21 protein-coding genes and 7 tRNA genes are annotated in these 21,097 nt (G+C 70.1%); 11 read left to right on the top strand and 17 right to left on the bottom strand.

Annotated elements, in window-relative coordinates:
* Positions 1-7: 7 nt before the first annotated feature.
* The 14 genes from ruvA to F1734_RS12870 all read right to left on the bottom strand — a co-directional run bounded on the left by ruvA (position 8) and on the right by F1734_RS12870 (position 12,308).
* Entirely contained in the window at positions 8-601 is a 594-nt protein-coding gene (gene ruvA, locus F1734_RS12935) for a Holliday junction branch migration protein RuvA (RefSeq protein ID WP_010596845.1), read from the bottom strand.
* Positions 598-1,176, bottom strand: a complete 579-nt coding sequence (ruvC, locus tag F1734_RS12930) for a crossover junction endodeoxyribonuclease RuvC (RefSeq protein ID WP_203010655.1) — start codon at positions 1,174-1,176, stop codon at positions 598-600. The genes ruvA and ruvC overlap by 4 nt, the downstream gene beginning before the upstream one ends.
* 101 nt (positions 1,177-1,277) lie before the next feature.
* The gene (locus F1734_RS12925; protein WP_010596843.1) at positions 1,278-2,030 is read right to left on the bottom strand and encodes a YebC/PmpR family DNA-binding transcriptional regulator; all 753 of its coding nucleotides are present in this window, start codon (positions 2,028-2,030) and stop codon (positions 1,278-1,280) included.
* A 64-nt stretch (positions 2,031-2,094) separates the two neighbouring features.
* Positions 2,095-2,715 carry a pyridoxal 5'-phosphate synthase glutaminase subunit PdxT gene (pdxT, locus tag F1734_RS12920; protein ID WP_203010654.1) on the bottom strand — a complete coding sequence of 207 codons (621 nt, stop codon included), beginning with the start codon at positions 2,713-2,715 and terminating at the stop codon, positions 2,095-2,097.
* 111 nt (positions 2,716-2,826) lie between these two features.
* Positions 2,827-3,642 (bottom strand): acyl-CoA thioesterase, encoded by an 816-nt coding sequence (locus F1734_RS12915; protein WP_010596841.1) that lies wholly within the window; start codon positions 3,640-3,642, stop codon positions 2,827-2,829.
* 117 nt (positions 3,643-3,759) lie between these two features.
* Positions 3,760-4,662 (bottom strand): pyridoxal 5'-phosphate synthase lyase subunit PdxS, encoded by a 903-nt coding sequence (pdxS, locus tag F1734_RS12910; RefSeq protein ID WP_010596840.1) that lies wholly within the window; start codon positions 4,660-4,662, stop codon positions 3,760-3,762.
* A gap of 195 nt (positions 4,663-4,857) precedes the next feature.
* Positions 4,858-5,877 carry an NUDIX hydrolase gene (locus F1734_RS12905; protein ID WP_010596839.1) on the bottom strand — a complete coding sequence of 340 codons (1,020 nt, stop codon included), beginning with the start codon at positions 5,875-5,877 and terminating at the stop codon, positions 4,858-4,860.
* 40 nt (positions 5,878-5,917) lie between these two features.
* Entirely contained in the window at positions 5,918-7,045 is a 1,128-nt protein-coding gene (locus F1734_RS12900; protein ID WP_010596838.1) for a glycosyltransferase family 4 protein, read from the bottom strand.
* Complete coding sequence (locus tag F1734_RS12895; protein ID WP_010596837.1) at positions 7,042-7,947, bottom strand: phosphatidylinositol mannoside acyltransferase; 906 nt, start codon at positions 7,945-7,947, stop codon at positions 7,042-7,044. Before F1734_RS12895 ends, F1734_RS12900 begins: the two co-directional genes overlap by 4 nt.
* A complete protein-coding gene (pgsA, locus tag F1734_RS12890; RefSeq protein ID WP_010596836.1) occupies positions 7,944-8,624 on the bottom strand; it encodes a phosphatidylinositol phosphate synthase in 681 nt (226 codons plus the stop codon). The genes F1734_RS12895 and pgsA overlap by 4 nt, the downstream gene beginning before the upstream one ends.
* Positions 8,625-8,736: 112 nt before the next feature.
* Positions 8,737-9,285, bottom strand: coding sequence for an ATP adenylyltransferase (locus tag F1734_RS12885; RefSeq protein ID WP_010596835.1), 549 nt, complete (start codon positions 9,283-9,285; stop codon positions 8,737-8,739).
* Positions 9,282-11,363, bottom strand: a complete 2,082-nt coding sequence (gene thrS / locus F1734_RS12880) for a threonine--tRNA ligase (RefSeq protein ID WP_010596834.1) — start codon at positions 11,361-11,363, stop codon at positions 9,282-9,284. Before thrS ends, F1734_RS12885 begins: the two co-directional genes overlap by 4 nt.
* 139 nt (positions 11,364-11,502) lie before the next feature.
* Positions 11,503-12,069: a DUF742 domain-containing protein gene (locus F1734_RS12875; RefSeq protein WP_010596833.1), complete on the bottom strand. Its 567-nt coding sequence runs from the start codon at positions 12,067-12,069 to the stop codon at positions 11,503-11,505.
* A 167-nt stretch (positions 12,070-12,236) separates the two neighbouring features.
* Positions 12,237-12,308: transfer RNA gene (locus F1734_RS12870), tRNA-Val, on the bottom strand.
* A gap of 310 nt (positions 12,309-12,618) precedes the next feature.
* Here F1734_RS12870 and F1734_RS12865 point away from each other — a divergent pair.
* The 6 genes from F1734_RS12865 (at position 12,619) to F1734_RS12840 (ending at position 13,218) form a co-directional block, all read left to right on the top strand.
* Positions 12,619-12,691: transfer RNA gene (locus F1734_RS12865), tRNA-Gly, on the top strand.
* A gap of 25 nt (positions 12,692-12,716) precedes the next feature.
* Positions 12,717-12,787, top strand: a tRNA-Cys gene (locus F1734_RS12860).
* 1 nt (position 12,788) lies between these two features.
* A tRNA-Val gene (locus F1734_RS12855) sits at positions 12,789-12,863 on the top strand.
* Positions 12,864-12,924: 61 nt separating this feature from the next.
* Positions 12,925-13,000 (top strand) — tRNA-Gly (locus F1734_RS12850).
* 7 nt (positions 13,001-13,007) lie between these two features.
* Positions 13,008-13,082, top strand: a tRNA-Val gene (locus F1734_RS12845).
* A gap of 60 nt (positions 13,083-13,142) precedes the next feature.
* A tRNA-Gly gene (locus F1734_RS12840) sits at positions 13,143-13,218 on the top strand.
* 105 nt (positions 13,219-13,323) lie between these two features.
* Here F1734_RS12840 and F1734_RS12835 read toward each other — a convergent pair.
* Complete coding sequence (locus tag F1734_RS12835) at positions 13,324-13,836, bottom strand: 2-isopropylmalate synthase (RefSeq protein WP_010592556.1); 513 nt, start codon at positions 13,834-13,836, stop codon at positions 13,324-13,326.
* 365 nt (positions 13,837-14,201) lie between these two features.
* Here F1734_RS12835 and F1734_RS12830 point away from each other — a divergent pair, with 365 nt between their 5' ends.
* The gene (locus tag F1734_RS12830; RefSeq protein WP_010592557.1) at positions 14,202-14,762 is read left to right on the top strand and encodes a GNAT family N-acetyltransferase; all 561 of its coding nucleotides are present in this window, start codon (positions 14,202-14,204) and stop codon (positions 14,760-14,762) included.
* A gap of 42 nt (positions 14,763-14,804) precedes the next feature.
* Here F1734_RS12830 and zapE read toward each other — a convergent pair whose 3' ends face one another.
* Entirely contained in the window at positions 14,805-15,821 is a 1,017-nt protein-coding gene (gene zapE, locus F1734_RS12825) for a cell division protein ZapE (RefSeq protein ID WP_010592558.1), read from the bottom strand.
* 153 nt (positions 15,822-15,974) lie between these two features.
* Here zapE and F1734_RS12820 point away from each other — a divergent pair, with 153 nt between their 5' ends.
* The 3 genes from F1734_RS12820 to msrB are packed head-to-tail and all read left to right on the top strand — an operon-like array spanning position 15,975 to position 19,324.
* The gene (locus tag F1734_RS12820) at positions 15,975-17,531 is read left to right on the top strand and encodes an alpha/beta hydrolase (RefSeq protein WP_172603574.1); all 1,557 of its coding nucleotides are present in this window, start codon (positions 15,975-15,977) and stop codon (positions 17,529-17,531) included.
* A gap of 46 nt (positions 17,532-17,577) precedes the next feature.
* Positions 17,578-18,885, top strand: a complete 1,308-nt coding sequence (locus F1734_RS12815; protein WP_010592560.1) for a glycosyltransferase family 87 protein — start codon at positions 17,578-17,580, stop codon at positions 18,883-18,885.
* Positions 18,886-18,895: 10 nt separating this feature from the next.
* Positions 18,896-19,324 (top strand): peptide-methionine (R)-S-oxide reductase MsrB, encoded by a 429-nt coding sequence (gene msrB, locus F1734_RS12810; protein WP_040271349.1) that lies wholly within the window; start codon positions 18,896-18,898, stop codon positions 19,322-19,324.
* Here the strand turns inward: msrB and F1734_RS12805 are convergent.
* A complete protein-coding gene (locus F1734_RS12805; RefSeq protein WP_010592562.1) occupies positions 19,287-20,012 on the bottom strand; it encodes an HAD family hydrolase in 726 nt (241 codons plus the stop codon). The two genes, msrB and F1734_RS12805, sit on opposite strands and share 38 nt — an antisense overlap.
* A 66-nt stretch (positions 20,013-20,078) precedes the next feature.
* On the opposite strand from F1734_RS12805, the gene F1734_RS12800 reads away from it, so the two are divergent.
* Entirely contained in the window at positions 20,079-21,041 is a 963-nt protein-coding gene (locus F1734_RS12800) for an L-lactate dehydrogenase (protein WP_026137915.1), read from the top strand.
* The last annotated feature ends 56 nt before the right edge of the window (positions 21,042-21,097 follow it).

The raw sequence follows: 21,097 nt of genomic DNA, 5'->3' as shown, positions 1-21,097 counted from the left end.
TCCTCGATCATCGGCTCTTGCCCAGCAGAGCCAGCGCCGACCGCAGCGCGGTCGAGGTATCGGCGTGCGGGTCACCTGCGAGAACCGTGTCGGTGGACTGTTCCGCCTGCTTGACGGGGAAACCGAGCCCGACGAGAGCCTCGACCACCTGGTCCCGCATCGGTGAGCCGACCACCGCCGTCGGGGCGGAGGCGCCGGCGTACGCCGCCACCTTGTCCCGTAGTTCGACGACCATGCGTTCGGCGCCGCGTTTGCCGATGCCCGGGACCCGGGTCAGGGCAGCGGTGTTGCCGTCGGCGAGGGCCGCACGCAACGAGTCCGGATCGAGCACCGCGAGGGTGGCCATCGCGAGTCGGGGTCCGACACCGGAGACCGTCTGCAGCAACCCGAACAGGTCCCGGGCGTCGGGATCGGGGAACCCGTACAGCGTCATCGAGTCCTCGCGCACGATCATCGCCGTGACCAGGCGGGTGTCCTCGCCACGACGGAGCGTGGCGAGGGTGGCGGGCGTGGCGTGGATCCGGTAGCCGACCCCCGCGGATTCGATGACGACGTGGTCGAGGGCGATCTCGAGCACTTCCCCGCGCACCGAGGCGATCACCGTGCACCTGCCTTCCGCGCGGCGGCCTGTTCCCGCAGCCGCGCCTCGTACCGTCGTTTCTGTTCGGCCGCGGCGGCTTCGGCGGCGGCCATGCGCGCGAGCATGGGCGCACGCCAGCAGTGGCAGATCGCCAGGGCGAGGGCGTCCGCGGCGTCCGCGGGCTTCGGGGCGGCGGCGAGGCCCAGGATCTTGGTGACCATCGCCGTGACCTGCTTCTTGTCGGCCGAGCCGTTTCCGGTCACGGCGGACTTGACCTGGCTCGGGGTGTGGAAGGCCACCGGGATGCCGCGCCGGGCGGCGGAGAGCGCCACCACTCCCCCCGCCTGGGCGGTGCCCATCGCGGTACGGACGTTGTGCTGGGAGAACACCCGCTCGACGGCGACGACCTCTGGTTCGAAGCGCTCGAGCCACTCCTCGGCAGCCGTGGAGATGCACAGCAGCCGGGACGGCAGGTCCATCTCGGGAGGTGTGCGGATGACATCCACTGCGACGGCAGCGACCTCGCGCCCGCGACCGGTGTCCACGATGCCGAAACCACATCGCGTCAGTCCCGGGTCCACACCCATCACGCGCACCCGTTCACCTCTCGACCGCTACGAACAATTGTTCGAGAGCATAGCGGCCGGGGCGGCGCGTCGCGGTACCGACACGCAGCCCCGGCCGGGAGCCGTCCGACTCAGGCGTCGAGTTCGGCGAGGACCTCGTCGGAGACGTCGACGTTGGTGTAGACGTTCTGCACGTCATCGGAATCCTCGAGCGCGTCGACGAGCTTGAACACCTTGCGGGCGCTCTCCGCGTCGACGGGCACCTCGACCGAGGCCCGGAAGTCCGGATCGGCCGATTCGTAGTCGATTCCCGCCTCGACGAGCGCGGTGCGCACGGCGATGAGGTCGCCCGCCTCGGAGACGATCTCGAAGCTGTCGCCGAGGTCGTTGATCTCCTCGGCACCGGCCTCGAGCACCACCTCGAGAATCTCGTCCTCGGTGCGGCCGTTCTTCTCGAGCACGACGACACCCTTGCGGGTGAACAGGTACGACACCGAACCGGGGTCGGCCATGTTGCCGCCGTTGCGGGTCATCGCGGTGCGGACCTCGCCCGCCGCGCGGTTGCGGTTGTCGGTGAGGCACTCGATGAGGACGGCGACGCCACTGGGGCCGTAGCCCTCGTAGGTGATCGTCTGCCAGTCCGCGCCGCCGGCTTCCTCACCGGCGCCACGCTTGCGGGCCCGCTCGATGTTGTCGTTGGGGACCGAGCTCTTCTTCGCCTTCTGGATGGCGTCGTACAGCGTCGGATTGCCCGCCGGGTCACCACCGCCGGTCCGGGCCGCCACCTCGATGTTCTTGATCAGCTTCGCGAACATCTTGCCGCGCTTGGCGTCGATGGCCGCCTTCTTGTGCTTGGTGGTGGCCCATTTGGAGTGGCCGCTCATTCGATTGGAGCCCCTTCCGGCGAGGTGAGGTCGGACCGGGTCCGACTGGTTCGGAGGGTCGATTCTACTCCGCGAGCAGTGACCCCGAACGGACGGTGTCGACGAACAGCCGGTGCACCCGGAGGTCACCGGTGACCTCCGGGTGGAACGACGTCGCCATCACGGCGCCCTGGCGCACGGCGACGACCCGTCCGGCGGCCAGCCCCTCCGGGACGGTGGCCAGAACTTCCACGCCGGGGCCGACCTCTTCCACCCAGGGGGCCCGGATGAACACCGCACGCACCGGGTCGCCCTCGATGCCCGCGACGGTGAGGTCGGCCTCGAACGAGTCGACCTGGCGACCGAAGGCGTTGCGTCGGACCGTGATGTCGAGGGCGTCGAGATGCTCGGCGTCCGGACGGGTGTCGAGGACCTGCGAGGCGAGCAGGATCATCCCGGCGCAGGATCCGTACGCGGGCAGCCCGGCCTTCAGGCGCGCACGCAGCGGCTCGAGGAGGTCGAACACCTGCAACAGCCGGCTCATGGTGGTGGACTCCCCACCGGGGATCACCAGGCCGTCGACGGCGTCGAGCTCGCCGGGCCGGCGCACGCCGATCGCGCGGGCGCCGGCCGCTTCGAGTGCGGTCAGGTGCTCGCGGACGTCGCCTTGGAGAGCGAGCACGCCGATGGTCGGAGAACTTTCCACTGTCGCCTGTTCTGTCGGGGACGGGCAACGCCCGCCCGGAACCTGGATGTCCACGCTAGCAGCCGGGCCGCGGTGCCCCGGCTCACGGACCGGGAACCGGGCACCCGCTCATCAACGCAGGTAGCGGGTCAATCCCTCTTGTACCACCGCGGCGACCATGCGCCCGTTCCGGTCGAAGATGCGTCCCTGTGTCAGGGCCCGCCCGAAGCCGGCCGACGGGGAGGTCTGGTCGTACAGCAACCAGTCGTCGGCGCGGAAGGAGCGCAGGAACCACATGGCGTGGTCGAGGGAGGCGCCCTGGGTCTTCTCGTCGGGATGCGCGACGCTCGCGGAACCGAGCAACGTCATGTCGCTCATGTACGCCAGGGTGCACACGTGCAGCACGTTGTCGTCCGGGAGCGGGTCCCGGACCCGGAACCACACCTGCTGCTGGGACACGATGCCGGTGCGCCGGAAGATGCGGTCCTCCGGCACCCGCCGCAGGTCCCACTCGGGCCATTCCCGCCTGGCCCACTCGTTTCCGGGGTCCTCCGAGTCCGCGAGGCCGGAGAGTTCCTCGGGATCCGGCACCGGGGGCATCTCGTCCTGGTGCTCGATGCCCTCGTCCTGGACGTGGAACGATGCGGACATGGTGAAGATCGCCTGCCCGTCCTGAACGGCAGTCACCCGCCGGGTGCCGAACGACCGGCCGTCGCGGATCGGGTCGACGAGATACACGATCGGCTTCGCCGGGTTACCGGGACGGACGAAGTATCCGTGCAACGAATGCACCGAGTACGCCGGATCGACGGTGCGCACCGCGGACACCAGCGCCTGCCCGGCGACCTGGCCCCCGAAGGTGCGTTGCAGCGACGTCTCCGTCGCCACGCCCCGGAAGATGTTCTTCTCGAGATGTTCGAGCGCCAGGATCTCCTCGATCTTCGCCATGCGGGCTCCTTCCCAGTCCTGCGACAGGCTAGCGGCAGGTGCCCGGAACGGAGCGACGGGAGCCTCCGACACGGTGGAGGCTCCCGTCGCACCCGGGAAAGCCGGCGGTCGTGCGGGTCACCAGCCTCGCTCGGCGAGGCGGTGCGGCACCGGGATGTCGTCGACGTTGATGCCGACCATGGCCTCGCCCAGGCCGCGCGAGACCTTCGCGAGCACGCCCGGGTCGTCGTAGAAGGTGGTGGCCTTGACGATCGCGGCGGCACGCTCGGCCGGGTTGCCGGACTTGAAGATGCCCGAACCGACGAACACGCCCTCGGCGCCGAGCTGCATCATCATCGCCGCGTCCGCCGGGGTGGCGATGCCCCCGGCCGTGAACAGGGTCACCGGCAGCTTGCCGGCCTGGGCGACCTCGACGACCAGGTCGTACGGGGCCTGCAGTTCCTTGGCCGCGACGTACAGCTCGTCCTCCGGCAGGGAGGTCAACCGCCGGATCTCCTGCCGGATCTTCCGCATGTGGGTGGTGGCGTTGGAGACGTCGCCGGTGCCGGCCTCACCCTTGGAACGGATCATCGCCGCGCCCTCGTTGATCCGGCGCAGCGCTTCACCGAGGTTGGTGGCGCCGCACACGAACGGCACGGTGAACGCGAACTTGTCGATGTGGTTCTCGTAGTCGGCGGGAGTGAGCACCTCCGACTCGTCGATGTAGTCCACGCCGAGGGCCTGCAGGATCTGTGCCTCGACGAAGTGACCGATACGCGCCTTGGCCATCACGGGGATGGACACGGCCTCGATGATGCCTTCGATCATGTCCGGGTCGGACATGCGGGACACGCCTCCCTGGGCGCGGATGTCGGCGGGGACGCGCTCGAGCGCCATGACGGCGACGGCACCCGCGTCCTCGGCGATCTTCGCCTGCTCGGGGGTGACCACGTCCATGATCACGCCGCCCTTGAGCATCTCGGCCATGCCGCGCTTGACGCGGGCGGTACCGGTGGTGGGGACGGACTCGGGGCTGCTCACAGCAACAAACTCCTGGGGTATGGCCTGCAGAGACTGGCGCGGCGGACGGATTCGGGCACGTCACGACGCCGCTCCCGATTCTAGGTGCGGCCGGACGGCCGTCCCATAGCCAGTCGCGAGGCCCTGGCCTGCCTCGCGGGCATCGACACGGCCTGCCTCGCGGGCATCGACACGGCCTGCCTCGAGCGCCGCAGCTCACCGGATGGCACGAACCTCCGGTTCCACGCGGCGTACGGCGACGTCACGCGCCTCGCCCAGCAGATCGGCGAGATCCTGTGGGTACACGGCCTCCCCGCGTCGCTGCAGGTCCCGGATCTCGTTCTCGGCGAACCAACGGTGTTCGAGGCTCATGCGGCGCTCGAGGTCCGTGAATCCGCTGCTCCCCGGTTCGAAGGCGGGCGTCTGCAGGGCGAAGAACAGCTCCTCCGAACGGATGAGTTCCCCGTTGAAGGGGAATACCGCCACTCGGCGCCACAGGGGTCCGCACAGTTGCCCGGGCGCGACCGGCAGACCGGTCTCCTCCCCCACCTCGCGGGCCGCGGCCGCGCGCAACGTCTCCCCCACCTCGACGGCGCCGCCGACGGTGAACCAGAAGTGCACGTCAGGCGTGGTCGGGTCGTGGCCGCGCAGCAGCAACACCCGCCCCTCGTGGTCGAACAGCACGACCCGCGCCGAGGTGCGCGTCTCGTCGAGCGACAGGCCCGTCGCGGCAGCCGGGCCGGTGCGCTCGGTGATCTCGAAGTAGGTGGGCAACGGCGCCGTGCCACCGAGGTGCAGCCACCGGACCGGACGGCGGGCACGCAATGCCAGGGTGTCGCGGACGGCGTCGTTGTGGAATCGGCGGGCGATCAGCACCCGCGCCTCGGCGTCGGCGAGTTCGGCCACCAGCTGCGGTCGGAGCCGCTCGGTGTCGACCGCGGCCACGGCGGCCGAGAGCGTGTTCTCCGCCGACTCCCGTTCGGCACGGTCCGCCCGCTCGGCACGGTCGGCCAGGGCGGCCAGCCGGCGGCCTTCGGCGACCGGGACGGAGGCCGCGATCCCGCGCACCACCACGGCGCGGCGAGCCAGGGCGGCGTCGAGCGCCTGCCAGGAGAGGTCCGACCGCACGTGCAGCCGGTCCAGCCGGTTGGCCGTGCCGTACGCCCACAGCCCGAGCGCGACGACGAGCGCGGTGACCAGCGCGAGGACGAGTACGGTCAGCGCGGACAGCGTCACGTCTCACTCCCCTCACGCGGCGGCGTCGCCCGGCTGCATGTCACGACCGGACCTCGCGGACCGGCCCGGCCCCGACCGTGACGGTCTCGTATACGCGCAGGATCTGCTCGGCCACCACCGGCCAGTCGTACGCGCCGACGATCTCGTTCGCCGCCTCCACGAGGGCGCGGCGCCGGGCTGCGTCGTCGAGCAGGCCGCGGATCGAAGCGGCGAGCGCCGCCGAGTCGCCCACCGGGACGAGTACGCCGGCGCGGCCGTCGCGCAGCACCCGGCGGAACGCGTCGAGTTCGCTGGCCACTACCGCGGTACCGGCGGCCATCGCCTCCACGAGCACGATGCCGAAGCTCTCCCCACCGAGGTTGGGGGCGCAGTAGACGTCGGCGCTGCGCATGGCCGAGGCCTTCTCCGCGTCGGACACCTGGCCGAGCAGCCGCAGGTGCCGTGCGTGCGGTCCGGCCTCCTTGCGCAGCCGTTCCTCGTCCCCGCGGCCGACCACGAGGACCTGCAGGTCCGGGTAGTGCTCGACGAGCAGGGGCAGCGCGCCGAGCAGCACCCCCATGCCCTTACGCGGTTCGTCGTACCGGCCGAGGAACAGCACGGTGCGGCCGGCGCGGGGATACCCGGGCAACGCGGGGGCGTGCGCGAACGACGACACGTCGACTCCGTTGGGGATCTCCACGGCGTCGGAGCCGAGGGAGGTCACCTGCCAGCGGCGGGCGAGCTCGGACACGGCGATGCGGCCGCTGATCTTCTCGAGATACGGCTGCAGCACACCTTGGAACGTGCTCAGTACCAGCGACTTGGTCGTCGAGGTGTGGAAGGTCGCGACGATGGGCCCTTCCGCGATCTTCAGGGCGAGCATCGACAGGCTCGGGGCGTTGGGCTCGTGGATGTGCAGGACGTCGAAGTCGTTGTCGTTGATCCATCGCCGGACCCGCGCGTAGGACACGGGGCCGAAGCTCAGACGTGCCACGGACCCGTTGTAGGGGATGGCGACGGCGCGTCCGGCGGAGACGACGAAGTCGGGCAGTTCCGTGCGGTCGGATGCCGGAGCGAGGACACTGACCCGGTGGCCGCGTTCGATGAGCACGGTCGCCAGGTCCACGACGTGCGCCTGCACCCCGCCCGGTACGTCGAACGAGTACGGGCACACCATGCCGATCTTCACCGCGCCTCCATCCGGGCCAGGCGGGCCTCGGAGAGGTCGTCGAGCCAGAGCGGTTGCAGCATGTGCCAGTCCGCCGGGTGTTCGGCGATGTCCGCGGCGAAGCAGTCGGCCAGCGCCTGGGTCGCCGGTCCGATCCCGCCGGTGACATCGATCTCGGGATGGACCCGGAAACCCCAGCCGTCGTCGGTGAACCAGCAGTGCACCGGCAGCAGGGGCGCCCCGGTCTCGACGGCGAGCTTCGCCGGGCCGGCGGGCATGCGGGTGGGCTCACCGAAGAACGTGACCGGCACGCCCCTGCGGGCCAGGTCGCGTTCGCCGAGCAGGCAGACGATCCGGTTCTCGCGCAACCGGGTCTCGAGCCGGTCGAACGGCGGGGTCTCACCGCCGCTGAGGGGGAAGATCTCGAAGCCGAGGCTTTCGCGGTACGCGACGAACCGCTGGTAGAGCGATTCCGGGCGCAGGCGTTCGGCCACCGTGGACAGTCCGCCGTAGGTCTGCGTGCACCACACACCGGCCATGTCCCAGTTCCCGCTGTGCGGCAGGGCGAGAATTGCACCGCGCCCGGTTGCCAGGGCCTGTTCGATGTGTTCGCGGCCCTCGACGGCGTCGTCGAGTGCCGCAGCCGTCGCGGCGAGGTCCATGGAGGGCAGCCGGAACGCCTCCCGCCAGTACCGGGCGTAGGACCGCAGGGACTGCCGGATCAGCTCGTCCGGGACCTGCGCCGCGGGCACACCCAGGACGCGGGCCAGGTTGCGGCGCAACTGCTGCGGGCCGGCGCCGCGACGGGCGGCGTATTCGGCCCCGACGTCGAACAGCCGGCGCGCAGTGGACTCGGGCAGCGCCCGCACGAGCCGCCATCCCGCGGCGTAGCCGAGGTCGGAGGCGCGTTCCGTCACGCTCATCGGGCGTCTCCGTCCGCCGGGGCCGACGACGGTGCTCCGTCGGCCGGAGTCGACGACGGCAGGGGCAGCAGCTCGCGGGCCTCCGGGGAGCGCCGCACCGCGAGCACCCGCTGGAACACGGTGATCACCGAACCGGCGGCGAGCAGCCACATTGCGGCGTGGATCGCCCACCACAGGCCGAGCCCGGTGAAGCCGGCGCCGACCAGGACGATGACGAGCCGGTCGGGACGTTCGATCAAGCCGCCGTCGGCGGACAGGCCGCTCGCTTCCGCGCGGGCCTTGGCATAGGAGATGACCTGGGAGGTGACGAGGCAGATGAGGGTGGCGACCAGCAGCGGCCGGCTCTGTTCCTCGTAGACCGCCCACCAGGCGAGCCCGGCGAAGATCGCACCGTCGGCGACCCGGTCACAGGTGGCGTCGAGGACCGCGCCGAAGCGGGTGCCGCCACCTCGGGCCCGCGCCATGGCGCCGTCGAGCATGTCGAACATCACGAACAGCCCGATCACCATCGCACCCCAGAACAACTGCCCCATCGGGAACAGCGTCACGGCGGCGGCGATCGTGGCGACGGTGCCGATCAGTGTCACCGCGTCCGGCGTGAGGCCGGTGCGGATCAGGGCCCTGCCGAGCGGCGCGGTGACCTTCGACACCGACGCACGCCCGAAGAAGCTGAGCATCCCACCGACCCCCGTCTTTCGTCACATCGTTGCGTCCGGGACACGATCCTGCCATGCCTGCGAACGGCGACAACCATACAGTCGCGGGGACGGCGTTCGGTTCGGGCCGGTGTCAGTCGTTCCAGGCCGCAGCGAGCAACGCGCGGGTGTCGCGCAGCAGCTGCGGCATGACCTTGGCGCCGCCGAGAACGGTGATGAAGTTGGCGTCGCCACCCCACCGCGGCACCACGTGCAGGTGCAGGTGCTCGGCGAGTGAGCCCCCGGCGGCGGCCCCGAGGTTGAGCCCCACGTTGAAGCCGTGCGGCCGCGAGACGCTCTTGATGACCAGGATCGCCCGCTGCGCGAACGACATCAGCTCGGTGCTCTCCTCGGGGGTGAGATCCTCGAGGTTGGCGACCCGCCGGTACGGCACGACCATCAGATGGCCGGGGTTGTAGGGATACAGGTTGAGCACCGCGTACACGTGCTCGCCGCGCGCGACGACGAGGCCCTCCTCGTCCCGCATCTTCGGGATGTCGGTGAAGGGCTCGTAGGGCGCCTCCTTGGACCGGGGCGCCTCCGCGATGTACGACATGCGGTGCGGGGACCACAGTCGCTGGAGGTGATCGGGTTCGCCGGCACCCCGATCGACGAGGGCGTCGTCGGAGCAGTCCCCGCTCATGCGGCGCCGCCGCGGTCGACGGGAGCGACGAGCTCCGCGGTGGGCGAGGCGTTCTCCCGCCGCTCGATCCACTCGGTCACCAGACGGACCGCGTCGGCCACGGGTACCCCGTTGACCTGCGTACCGTCGCGGAACCGGAAGCTGACCGCGCCGGCGGCGACGTCACGCTCGCCCGCGAGCAGCATGAACGGCACCTTCTGCGTGGTGTGGTTGCGGATCTTCTTCTGCATCCGGTCGTCGCTGGTGTCGACTTCGGCCCGCACCCCGGCGGCCTTCAACTGCCGGGTGACGTCGAACAGGTGATCCTCGAAGGCCTCCGCGACGGGAATCCCGACGACCTGGACGGGGGCGAGCCACGCCGGGAAGGCACCCGCGTAGTGCTCGGTGAGCACGCCGAAGAAGCGCTCGATCGAACCGAACAGGGCCCGGTGGATCATCACCGGCCGGTGCTTGCTGCCGTCGGGGCCGGTGTACTCGAGCTCGAATCGCTCGGGCAGGTTGAAGTCGAGCTGGATCGTCGACATCTGCCAGCTGCGCCCGAGCGCGTCCTGAACCTGGACGGAGATCTTGGGGCCGTAGAAGGCGGCACCGCCCGGATCCGGCACGAGATCGAGCCCGGAGGCCTCGCCGACCTCGCGCAGGGTCTCGGTGGCCTCCTCCCACAGGGCGTCGTCGCCGACGAACTTCTTGGGGTTCTTCGTCGACAGCTCGAGGTAGTAGTCCTCGAGGCCGTAGTCCTTGAGCAGGTCGAGGACGAAGTTCAGGGTCGTGGTCAGCTCGTCGCGCATCTGCTCGCGGGTGCAGTAGATGTGCGCGTCGTCCTGCGTCATGCCACGCACCCGGGTCAGACCGTGGACGACGCCGGACTTCTCGTACCGGTACACCGAGCCGAATTCGAACAGCCGCAGCGGCAGCTCGCGGTAGGACCGGCCGCGGGACCGGAAGACGAGGTTGTGCATCGGGCAGTTCATCGGCTTGAGGTAGTAGTCCTGGCCCGGCTTGCGCACGGTGCCGTCCTCGGCCAGTTCCTCGTCGATGTGCATCGCGGGGAACATGCCGTCGCGGTACCAGTCGAGATGGCCGGACACCTCGTAGAGGTGACCCTTCGTGATGTGCGGGGAGTACACGAACTCGTAGCCGGCCTCGACATGCCGCTTGCGGGAGTAGTTCTCCATCTCCTGGCGGATGATGCCGCCCTTGGGGTGGAACACCGGGAGGCCGGAGCCGAGCTCGTCGGGGAAGCTGAACAGGTCGAGCTCGTTGCCGAGCTTGCGGTGATCACGGCGCTCGGCCTCGGCGAGCAGCTCGAGGTAGCGCTCCTGCGCCTCCGCGGACTCCCACGCGGTGCCGTAGATGCGCTGGAGACCGGCATTGTCCTGGTCGCCGCGCCAATAGGCGGCGGAGCTGCGGGTGAGCTTGAACGCCGGGATGTACTTGGTGGTGGGGATGTGCGGACCGCGGCACAGATCGGCCCAGATCTTCTCGCCGGTGCGCGGATTGAGGTTGTCGTAGATCGTCAGTTCCTTGCCGCCGACCTCCATGATCTCGGGGTCCTCGTCCAGGGAGCTGTTTCCGGCCGACTTCTCGCTGATCAGCTCGAGCTTGAACGGCTCGTTCTTCAGTTCCTCGCGTGCGTCGTCCAGGCTCTCGACGACGCGGCGGGAGAACCGCTGCGCCCCCTTGACGATCTGCTTCATGCGCTTCTCGAGCTTCGTCAGGTCCTCGGGAGTGAAGGGGCGGTCGACCTGGAAGTCGTAGTAGAAGCCGTCCTTGATCGGGGGACCGATGCCGAGCTTGGCCTCGGGGAACTCCTGCTGCACCGCCTGGGCGAGGACGTGTGCCGCGGAGTGCCGGATGACGGAGCGGCCGTCCTCGGTGGCGGCGGCGACCGGCTCGACCTGGGTGTCCTGTTCCGGCGTCCACGACAGGTCCCGCAGCCGCCCCTCCTCGTCGCGGACCACGACGACCGCGTCGGGCCCGCTGTTGGGCAGGCCCGCCTCCCGGAGGGCGGCACCGGCAGTGGTCCCCGCGGGCACCCGGACGAGCACGGTGGGGTCTACGGATGCGGGCGTCGTCACTGTGGTGGGCTCCTCGGGCTCGTGCCGGTGATGGGTGCCGCCGACGCCGCGGGGTATGCCACGCGTCCGGCAACCAGACCATGCTATCGACACCACCCGGAACGGCAGTTCACCCGGGCACTGCCGGGCGTCGGGCGGGCTAGAGCCGACGCAGGCCGCCGAGGACCCGAGACAGCAACTGGGCGTCGGGTCCGAGTCCGTCGGCGGTGCGGTGGACGGTGAGTTCTCCCGTGGCGGCGAGATCTCCCACCAGGACACGTGCGACGCCCAGAGGCAGTCGGGCCAGGGCCGCGATCTCCATGATGGACCGCGGTTCGGCGCACAGCGCCAGGATGGTGCGGTGCTCCTCGAGACCCGCAGTTCCCTCGGCGTCGCTCACGGCGGAGACGAGGACCTCGAGCGGGAGATCCACCTCGGAGCGGGTCCGGCCCTGGCTGCGCACGAAGGGACGGACGAAGGAGGGCTGCTGCCCGATCGGTTCTTCCTCCCTCGTGGCCGCCGTGTGCCTCGGGACCGCGGGCATCGGCTGCGACGCGGGGACGGCGACGGCCGCGGAGGTCCCCGTGGTCGGGGCGTCCACCGCGGGCGTGGCCGCTCCGCGGTCGGCGGCGCCGGGTGCCGGGTGATCCTTGCGCCGGCGGCCGGCCGATCCGAATCGTGCTCCTGTGGCCCCGACCAGGGGCCAGTTGTTGTCGGCGACGCTCATCAGTCGCATCCTCCTCACACCGACCGCAATCCTGCCATCAGCGCAGCGCGGTTCGGTGAACGCGCAGGTCACCGCCGCTCCGTCGCCGACACGTTCCGGCCGGACGCGAACCGCGCCGGCCCGGAAACGACGAAGGGCACCCCGTGGGGTGCCCTTCGTCGGTGCTGTGGTCCCGGCTGGGATCGAACCAGCGACCTCCCCGGTGTGAACGGGACGCTCTTCCACTGAGCCACGGGACCGGGCCGCTTCGCAGCGGCTCGAACGAGAAGGAACATTAACACGCCCATCGGATGAACACGAATCGCCTGGTCGCCTGTGTTTTCGATACCGCGTCGGGATGCCGCGCCCCGAGGGGGCGCGAGTTCCGTGCCCCTCACCGAACGGATCGCCCAGCCGGCGCTCGCTGGCCCGACCCGCCGCCGGAACGGGCCGGGCAGGATCCACCAGGACGGCTCGTCCATGCCCTCACCTGCAGATTTGTGTGTTCTGACGATGGTCGGCTAATGTTCTCAACCGCACCACGGAGAGCACGGCGCCGGGCGGTGCGATGCGGATGTAGCGCAGCTGGTAGCGCATCACCTTGCCAAGGTGAGGGTCGCGGGTTCGAATCCCGTCATCCGCTCGAGAGGTTGGACTCGACCTTTTACGGTGGAGTGGCCGAGTGGTGAGGCAACGGCCTGCAAAGCCGTGCACACGGGTTCGATTCCCGTCTCCACCTCGCGCGATTAGCTCAGCGGGAGAGCGCTTCCCTGACACGGAAGAGGTCACTGGTTCAATCCCAGTATCGCGCACCATGATCGACCAGGTTTCACCCTGCACTTCTCGACCCGGGTCACCGGGTCGGGGAGTGCGCATGCGGATGTAGCGCAGCTGGTAGCGCATCACCTTGCCAAGGTGAGGGTCGCGGGTTCGAATCCCGTCATCCGCTCCACCCCCCGGCGCGATTAGCTCAGCGGGAGAGCGCTTCCCTGACACGGAAGAGGTCACTGGTTCGATCCCAGTATCGCGCACCACGATCCACCCTTTCCACGCTGCACTCCGTCGCCCGGTCCCTCGGGCCGGGGAGTGCGCATGCGGATGTAGCGCAGCTGGTAGCGCATCACCTTGCCAAGGTGAGGGTCGCGGGTTCGAATCCCGTCATCCGCTCCACCCCCCGGTGTGCCACCCGGACGAGGTCGCCGGTCCCGGTCGCCCACACCACTCGACAGCGAAGGCCCTCCCGGTCGGGAGGGCCTTCGTCGTGTCACCGCTCCCTCAGCGGGAAGCGTGCAGCCGGTTGGCTCCCGCGATCATCGCGCGCAGTGCCGATTCGGTTCCGGTCGCCGCGGCACCCATGCTCCAGAGCCGGCGCCCGTCCGCCTCGCACAGCAGGAATGTCGTGTGGGTGTCGCCGAGGTCGAACTGGTGGAACGAGAGAATCTCGAGCGGCATCCCGAGGGTGTGCATCATGACGGTCATGGCGGACACCGGACCGGTGGCCGTCGCCGCCGCCGTGTGGATGGTCTCTCCCACGCCGAAAGTGGCCTCGAAGTTCCGCCGACCGGCGCACGGAGCCCCGGCCGACCAGCCACCGAGACGGACCGGCCCGTGCGGTGCATAGGTCGCGGTGAACTCGGTCCAGCTCGTGCCGAGCGCCTCGGCACGCAACTCGCGCGGCAGGGATCGTCCGTAGCGGGCGGCGAACGGATCGATCGGCGCCGAGTATGCGGTCTCCGCGTCGCCGGCGGCGTAGGAGGTGCGGGGAGCGGTGGAGGTGAAGGCGTTCATCGTAGGAGGTCTTCCGCGTGAAGGGAGGACCGACAGGTAGCTCGACGACCCGCAGCGAGGGGTCGGTCCGAATCAGACCCCGCTACGGCGGTGAACTACGAGTACGCGCTTCATGAGAGCCCACAGTAGAGCGTTGCCCGGCGGAAGGCAACCACCCGGACGGCCGGCCCGTGACCCAACCGTGACCACCCCGGTTGGAACCTGAGGGATTCCTCATGTATTGTCGGAGATGCCATCCCCCCGATGGTAATGAACCCCAGCCATGACCCCCCATCCAAGGCTGGGGTTCAGCCATTTCCGGACGTCGAACGGATACCTGCCCCGACCGTCGGCGCGGTGCCCCGCCGAGTGATCTACTGGTTCCCATGTCCACTCCGTCACTCGAGGAATCGACCGCGAACGTCTCCGTCGAGCAGGCCGGCATCTGGGATGCCGAGACCATCGCCGATGTCGCAGCCACCACGTTCCCCCTGGCCTGCCCGGCCGACGCCTCCCAGGAGGACATCGCCGCGTTCATCGACGACACCCTCTCGGCGGAACGGTTCAGCGAGTACCTCACCGACCCGACCCGCATCGTGCTCAAGGCGACCGTCGGCGGCGAGATCGTGGGCTACCTCATGGCCGTCGATGCCGAACCGACGGACCCGGAAGTCCGTGAAGCCGTGACCGCGCTGCCCACCACCGAGATCAGCAAGCTCTACGTGCTGCCGGGCAAGCACGGCACCGGAGTGGCGGCGGCCCTGATGGCTGCCGTCGTCGAGCATGCCCGGGCAGCCGGCTGCCGGGGGCTGTGGCTGGGGGTCAACCAGCAGAACTCTCGGGCCCGGCGGTTCTACGCCAAGAACGAGTTCGAGGTCGTGGGAACGCGCACGTTCCAGGTCGGCTCGCAGACCCATCACGACTACGTCATGCAACGCACCCTGTGACGCGCGGACCCCGCCTGCGGCGGGGGCAGCCGGGAACCCGACTCAGCTGGCGGCGGTCTCGAACCGCGACAGCGCCAACAGGCGCGAGGTCGCACGCAGGTACTTCTTGCGGTAGCCGCCGGCGAGCATCTCGTCGGTGAAGATCTCGTCCAGCTTCGCGCCGGCGACGGTCACCGGAATGCTCGCGTCGTAGAGCCGGTCGGCGAGCACCACCAGACGCAGCGCCACGGACTGGTCGTGGGCGGCATGAACCCCGTTGAGGAAGACGGCCGCGACGCCCTCGACGAGCTTGCCGTACCGGGACGGATGCAGCGTGCTCAGGTGCGCGCACAGCTCGTCGAAGTCGTCGAGGGTGGCGCCGGGGACCGCATCGGCGCGGTCGAGCAGCTCCTCGGAGCTGATCGGGTCCGGGGCCGGCGGCAGGTCGCGATGGCGGTAGTCGGGGCCGTCCACGCGGATGGTCTCGAAGATCGAGGCGAGCTTCTTGATCTCGCGCAGGAAGTCCTGCGCCGCGAATCGCCCCTCTCCCAGCTGCCCGGGCAGGGTGTTGGACGTGGCGACGATGGACACGCCCCGCGCCGAGAGTTCGGTCAGCAGGCGGGAGACCAGCATCGTGTCGCCCGGGTCGTCGAGCTCGAACTCGTCGATGCACAGCACGCTGTGGCCGGACAGCTCCTCGACGGCCTTGTTGAAGCCGAGAGCGCCGACGACGTGGGTCAGCTCCACGAAGGTGCCGAACGCCTTCGGCGACGGCGCCGCGTGGAAGATCGAGGCCAGCAGGTGGGTCTTGCCGACGCCGAAGCCGCCGTCGAGGTAGAGACCGGCGCCGGTGGACGGCGCCTTCCGTCCGAACAGGCCGCGCCGGCCGCCACCCCGGATCTTCGCGATCTTGTGGGCGAACTCCTCCGCCGTCGCGACAGCGGTCGCCTGGCTCGGCTCGTTCGGATCGGGGATGTAGGACGCGAAGCTCACGTCGTCGAACATCGCGGGCGGAACCATCTGGGCCACCAGTTGGTCGGACGGCACCACGGGATTGCGATCGACGAGACGTTCGTGCATTTCTCCAGGGTAGGGCCGTCGCTCGAGGCGACCGGTACACCCGGGGCAGATTGCGACCTACTTCACACCACGTACACCTGATCGTCACATCCGGCGGATCGGACGATCCGGTCACGTGCGCGGGCCCGCGCACCGACCTGGCAGGCTGTGCGCATGCGCAGAACCCGTGTGCTCACCGTGGGCATCGTCGTGCTCGGAACGATGACCGCCGCGTGCGGGGCGGGCCCTTCGGTACGCCCCGACGTCGCGGTGGTGCAGGAGGCGGACGGCCGGGCCACTCCCACCGGCGAGGATCCGGCCCTCGCCCCGGAGCTACCGGTGCCGGCCCGGGACCTGGACTGGCGCGACTGCACCGCCGACACCCTCGCCGCCCAGCAGCTGCCGCCGGGACCCACCGGTCTCGTCCTCGAATGCGCCCAGCTTCCCGCTGCGATCGACGCCACAGGCACCGTGCCGGGTTCGTTTCCGCTCGACGTGCTGCGCGCCCGGCTGGCACAGACTCCCACCGATGCGGCCCCGCTCGTCATGACGACGGGCGCGGACATGCCCTCCTCGGGGGCGCTGGCCGCACTGTCGACCGGCTCGCTCGCCGAACTCGTGGCCTCCCGGCCGATCGTCGCGGTGGATCGGCGCGGCCTCGGCGCCTCCCAGCCGATCGAGTGCATCTTCGGAGCGGACCGGCGCGCCCTGGCCGACCACGGACAGTTCGGCCGCACCGGCGACGGTCCGGAGCGGGTCGCCGAACTCGGGCGGCAGGCCACCATCGCATGCACCGACTACCTGCAGCCGCAGGAACTGCTGTTCGACGCCGCCCACGCCGCCGACGATCTCGAGCAGCTGCGAACCACGTGGGGCGTCGATCGGATCGGCGTGCTCGGCATCGGCAACGGCGCCACGGTCGCCCTCGCCTACGCGTCGAAGTACCCGACCACCCTCGGCCGCCTCGTCCTCGACTCCCCCGCCGCCGCGACGGCCGACGCCGAACTGCTGGCCGAGAGCCGGGTGCGCGGCGCGGAGTCGGCGGTCGACGCGTTCGCCCGCCAGTGCGTCGCGCTGGCGTGCTCGCTGGGGCCGGACCCGCGGGCCGCGCTCGAGGACCTGCACGCCCGCGCCGCGACCGGCGCTCTTGCACCGCTCTCGTCGAACGCCCTGCTCACCGCGGTGACGTGGTTTCTGGGAACCCCCCGCAGCGACGCGCAGGCCCGGGTCCTCGAGCTGTCCGACGCTCTGTCCGCCGCCGGTGCGGGAGACGTGACGCCGATGCTCGAACTCGTCGGCGCCGCCGAGGCCGTGCTGTCGTCCGACGGGCAGTTCGTCTCCCGCTGCAGCGACGGTCAGCGATGGCCCACGACGGCCCGGGCCACCGAGCTGCAGCGAACGTGGTCGGCGAACTACCCCCTGTTCGGCGGCGACAGCGCGGTCGGTCTCACCGCGTGCAGCGCCTGGCCGAGCATGCCGACACCGCCGCTGCCGCCGGAGGTGCGCGTACCCGTGCTGGTGACGACGGGTGCCGCCGATCCGCTCGTCGGCAGCGCGGGCCTCGAGTCGGTCACCGGCGCCCTCACCGCCGTCTCGGCCCGGTGGGCGGCGCTGTCCTGGCAGGGTGCCGGATACTCCGCGGTCCTGCACTCCGGCTGCGTCCAGGCACGCCTGGCGGCCTACCTCGACACCGGTGCCCTGCCGCCGAACGGCAGCCTGTGCCCGGCGTGAATCAGCGTGCGCCGCGTCCCGGGCCCGGCGCCGTCGGGTGGGGACGGTGGGCGGCCGCTCCCGGCTCTCGGTGTACCGTGCCGTAGTGTTCCTCAGCCGCCTCGAGCCCCGCACCGCCCGCACCACCGCGGAGGTGGTCAAGTGCGTGGTGTGGCCGTTGGCCGTGCTCACGGTGCTGCACCGTGTGGTGGTCAAAGCCGTCAACGGATTCCGCACCGACGACTTCACTCCCGTCTACAACGCGGCCCTGGCGTTTCTCAACCGCCGGCCGGTGTACACGGCGAACTTCGAGTGGGTGGACCCGCACTATCTGTACCCCCCGTCCGGGACGTTGCTGATCTCCCCGATCGCGGTAATCGACCCCGAACGCTCCCGGTGGCTGTTCATCATCGCCAACGCGATCGCGATCATCGTGGCGCTGTACCTGCTGCTGCGAATGTTCGGCTACGGTCTCGACTCGGTGCTCGCCCCGATCCTCCTGTTGGCGGCGTTCAGTTCCGAGACGGTGACGAACACCCTGGTCTTCACCAACATCAACGGCCTCGTCCTGCTCGGCGAGGTCGCCTTCCTGACGCTGTTGCTGAGCCGGCGCGATCTGTGGGCGGGCGTCGCGATCGGGTTGACGTTCGCGGTCAAACCGATCCTCGCGCCCCTGCTGCTGATTCCGTTCGTGCGCCGGCAGTGGAAGGTGTTCGCCACTGCCGCGGCGGTGCCGCTCGGCCTGACGCTCGTCGCGTGGCCGCTCTCGGTGGACGCCTGGGCGTTCGTCGAGCGCACCACGCCGTACCTGTTCGAGGCACGCGACTACTTCAACAGCGCCATCGTCGGCAACGGCATGTACTACGGCCTGCCGGCGTGGCTGATCCTCGGGCTGCGCGTCGTCCTGGGCCTCATGGTCGTCGTCTCGCTGTGGCTGCTGTACCGGTACTGCCGCCACGACGAGCTCTTCTTCGTCGGCACGAGCACGGGGGTGTTGCTCACCGCGTCGTTCCTGCTCGGTTCGCTCGGCCAGATGTACTACTCGATGATGCTGTTCCCGTTGCTGATGACGGTCGTGTTGCCCAATTCGGTGATGCGGAACTGGCCGGCCTGGCTGGCGGTCTACGGCTTCATGAGCTACGACAGCTGGCTGTCGGGGCGGTGGCCGGAGGCCGGGCGCGCCGCCGAGTACATGAAGACGACGTTCGGGTGGTCGCTGCTGCTCATCGTGATCTTCGCCGTGCTGCTCGACCGCTATCTGGCCGCCCGGCGGGAGGGCCGGCTGGCGGACGGCATCGAACCGTCGTTCCTGTTGCCGGCACACGAGCCCGCACCGCAGGGCGAGCTCGTGGCGACGAACCGCGGTGACGGCTAGCGTGGAGTTCATGGCTGACGCTGTCCCGACCGAACCCGCGCCGAAGGTATCCCGCAGCGACGACGAATGGCGCGCCCGCCTCACCCCCGCGGAGTACGCGGTGCTGCGGCAGGCCGGCACCGAGCGGCCCTTCGTCGGCGAATACACCGACACGGAGACCGAGGGTGTGTACGAGTGCCGCGCCTGCGGAGCCGAACTGTTCCGCAGCACCGAGAAGTTCCATTCGCACTGCGGGTGGCCCTCGTTCTTCGACCCGGCGTCGAGTGACGCGGTGATCCTGCGCTCCGACACGTCCCTCGGCATGCGCCGGGTGGAGGTACTGTGCGCGTCCTGCCACAGCCATCTCGGGCACGTGTTCGAGGGCGAGGGGTACCCGACTCCGACGGATCAGCGGTACTGCATCAACTCGATCTCCCTGCGCCTGGTTCCGAGGGACTGAGGCCCGCCGCGAACAACGCGCGCCACAGTCCGCGGCGACGCTCGGCGGTGGGCAGCGGCTCGACGAGGGCGAAGGAGCAGCCGATGCGGCGGGCCGCACCGTCGGCTTCCTCACTGTCGCCCACCATCAGGGTGCGCTCCGGGGACACCCCGAGCGCCGCGGTCGCGTGCCGGAAGATCTCCGGCTCCGGTTTGACCGCGCCGACTTCGAAGGAAAGCACGAACTCCGACACCAGATCGTCGATACCGAGCGCCGCGAACGCCGGCCGGATGTCGAAGGCGATGTTGCTCAGCACGGCCACCGCGAGGCCCTCGCCGGCGAGCGCCTCGATCACCGGCACCGTGTCCGGGTAGACCGTCCAGCAGCGCGGATCGGTCAGCTTGGTGTACAGGCCGAGGGCCTGCCCCTCGTCGGCGACTCCGGAACGGCGCAGCACCGTCAGGTATGCGTCCCGGTGCCAGCGGGGGTCGCGGTCGCGGTTGATCCAGGCGTGATGCTCGGCGGCGTCCATCTCGACGGGCTGACCGGTGGGGGCGGTCATCCGGCGCATCAGCTCGGCCTGCCGGTGCACGTCGAAGGGCTCGCCCCGCTCGTCGGTGAGGTCGGCCAGCCAGGATTCGTCCTCCTCGAGCCGGAACAACGTGCCGGAGAAGTCGAACAGCACGGCGTCGAACGGTTGAACGTTCATGATGCGAAGGCTAACGGCTGCACCGTCGGGGTGCGGATCGAGCGCGGAGCGACGACGATCGAATCCATGTCGACGACCCGTGCGTCCAAGTCCAAGGTTTCGATCGTCGGCGCCGGCAGCGTCGGCACCGCCGTCGCCTACGCATGCCTGATCCGGGGCTCGGCGGATTCGCTGGCCCTGTTCGATCCGAACACCGACAAGGTGCGGGCCGAGGTGCTCGACCTGAACCACGGCACCCAGTTCGCCCCCGCGTGCCGCATCGACGGCGCCGACGACCTCGCCGTCACCGCCGGCTCCGATCTGATCGTCGTGACGGCGGGCGCCAAGCAGAAGCCGGGCCAGTCACGGCTCGAGCTGGCGGCAGCGAACGTGCGCATCGTCCGGGAACTCACACCGGCGCTGCTCGCGCTCTCCCCCGAGGCGGTGGTGCTGTTCGTCAGCAACCCGGTCGACGTGGTGACGTATGCGGCGATCCGCGCAACGGACGCCCCCGACGGGCAGATCCTCGGGTCCGGCACGGTCCTCGACTCGGGACGGTTGCGCTTCCTCGTCGCGCAGCACGTCGGCGTCGCGGTGGAGAACGTGCACGCCCTCATCGTCGGCGAGCACGGCGATTCGGAGATCACCCTGTGGTCGAGCGCGACGGTGGGTGGGGTTCCGGCCACCGAGTACCGCGACGAGCACGGAGCGGCGGTGTTCGACGCCGCGGTCCGCGAGCAGATCTCCACCCGGGTGATGCGCAGCGCGTACGAGATCATCCAGGGCAAAGGCGCCACCAACCTGGCCATCGGCCTGTCCACCGCCCGCATCGTGGAGGCGGTGCTGCGGGATCAGCACCGGGTGCTGCCGGTCTCGACGCTGCAGCGCGGCGTGCACGGGATCGAAGGGGTGTGCCTGTCGCTGCCGACGATCGTCGACGGCCGCGGCGCCGGCCGGGTACTCGAGATCCCCCTCTCGCCCGACGAGGCCGCCGGGTTGCGGGCGTCGGCGCAGACGTTGCGGGAGGTGCAGCGCTCGCTGGGGTTGTGACCGCCGGGCCCGGCTCCGACCGACGCATCGTCCATCTCCCGGGTAGCGACGGATAC

The organism is Rhodococcus ruber, assembly GCF_016804345.1.
Taxonomy (GTDB): Bacteria; Actinomycetota; Actinomycetes; order Mycobacteriales; family Mycobacteriaceae; genus Rhodococcus; species Rhodococcus ruber.
Note: the sequence above shows the minus strand (reverse complement) of the source record. Positions and strands in the feature narration are given on the sequence as shown.

Excerpts from the sequence above, each read along its gene's own strand:
- F1734_RS12925 (WP_010596843.1), bottom strand. The coding sequence starts at position 2,030 with ATGAGCGGCCACTCCAAATGGGCCACCACCAAGCACAAGAAGGCGGCC.
- F1734_RS12915 (WP_010596841.1), bottom strand. The coding sequence starts at position 3,642 with ATGGCGAAGATCGAGGAGATCCTGGCGCTCGAACATCTCGAGAAGAAC.
- F1734_RS12895 (WP_010596837.1), bottom strand. The coding sequence starts at position 7,947 with ATGAGCGTGACGGAACGCGCCTCCGACCTCGGCTACGCCGCGGGATGG.
- pgsA (WP_010596836.1), bottom strand. The coding sequence starts at position 8,624 with ATGCTCAGCTTCTTCGGGCGTGCGTCGGTGTCGAAGGTCACCGCGCCG.
- F1734_RS12885 (WP_010596835.1), bottom strand. The coding sequence starts at position 9,285 with ATGAGCGGGGACTGCTCCGACGACGCCCTCGTCGATCGGGGTGCCGGC.
- F1734_RS12875 (WP_010596833.1), bottom strand. The coding sequence starts at position 12,069 with ATGAGCGTCGCCGACAACAACTGGCCCCTGGTCGGGGCCACAGGAGCA.
- F1734_RS12835 (WP_010592556.1), bottom strand. The coding sequence starts at position 13,836 with ATGAACGCCTTCACCTCCACCGCTCCCCGCACCTCCTACGCCGCCGGC.
- F1734_RS12830 (WP_010592557.1), top strand. The coding sequence starts at position 14,202 with ATGTCCACTCCGTCACTCGAGGAATCGACCGCGAACGTCTCCGTCGAG.
- zapE (WP_010592558.1), bottom strand. The coding sequence starts at position 15,821 with ATGCACGAACGTCTCGTCGATCGCAATCCCGTGGTGCCGTCCGACCAA.
- F1734_RS12820 (WP_172603574.1), top strand. The coding sequence starts at position 15,975 with ATGCGCAGAACCCGTGTGCTCACCGTGGGCATCGTCGTGCTCGGAACG.
- msrB (WP_040271349.1), top strand. The coding sequence starts at position 18,896 with ATGGCTGACGCTGTCCCGACCGAACCCGCGCCGAAGGTATCCCGCAGC.
- F1734_RS12805 (WP_010592562.1), bottom strand. The coding sequence starts at position 20,012 with ATGAACGTTCAACCGTTCGACGCCGTGCTGTTCGACTTCTCCGGCACG.
- F1734_RS12800 (WP_026137915.1), top strand. The coding sequence starts at position 20,079 with ATGTCGACGACCCGTGCGTCCAAGTCCAAGGTTTCGATCGTCGGCGCC.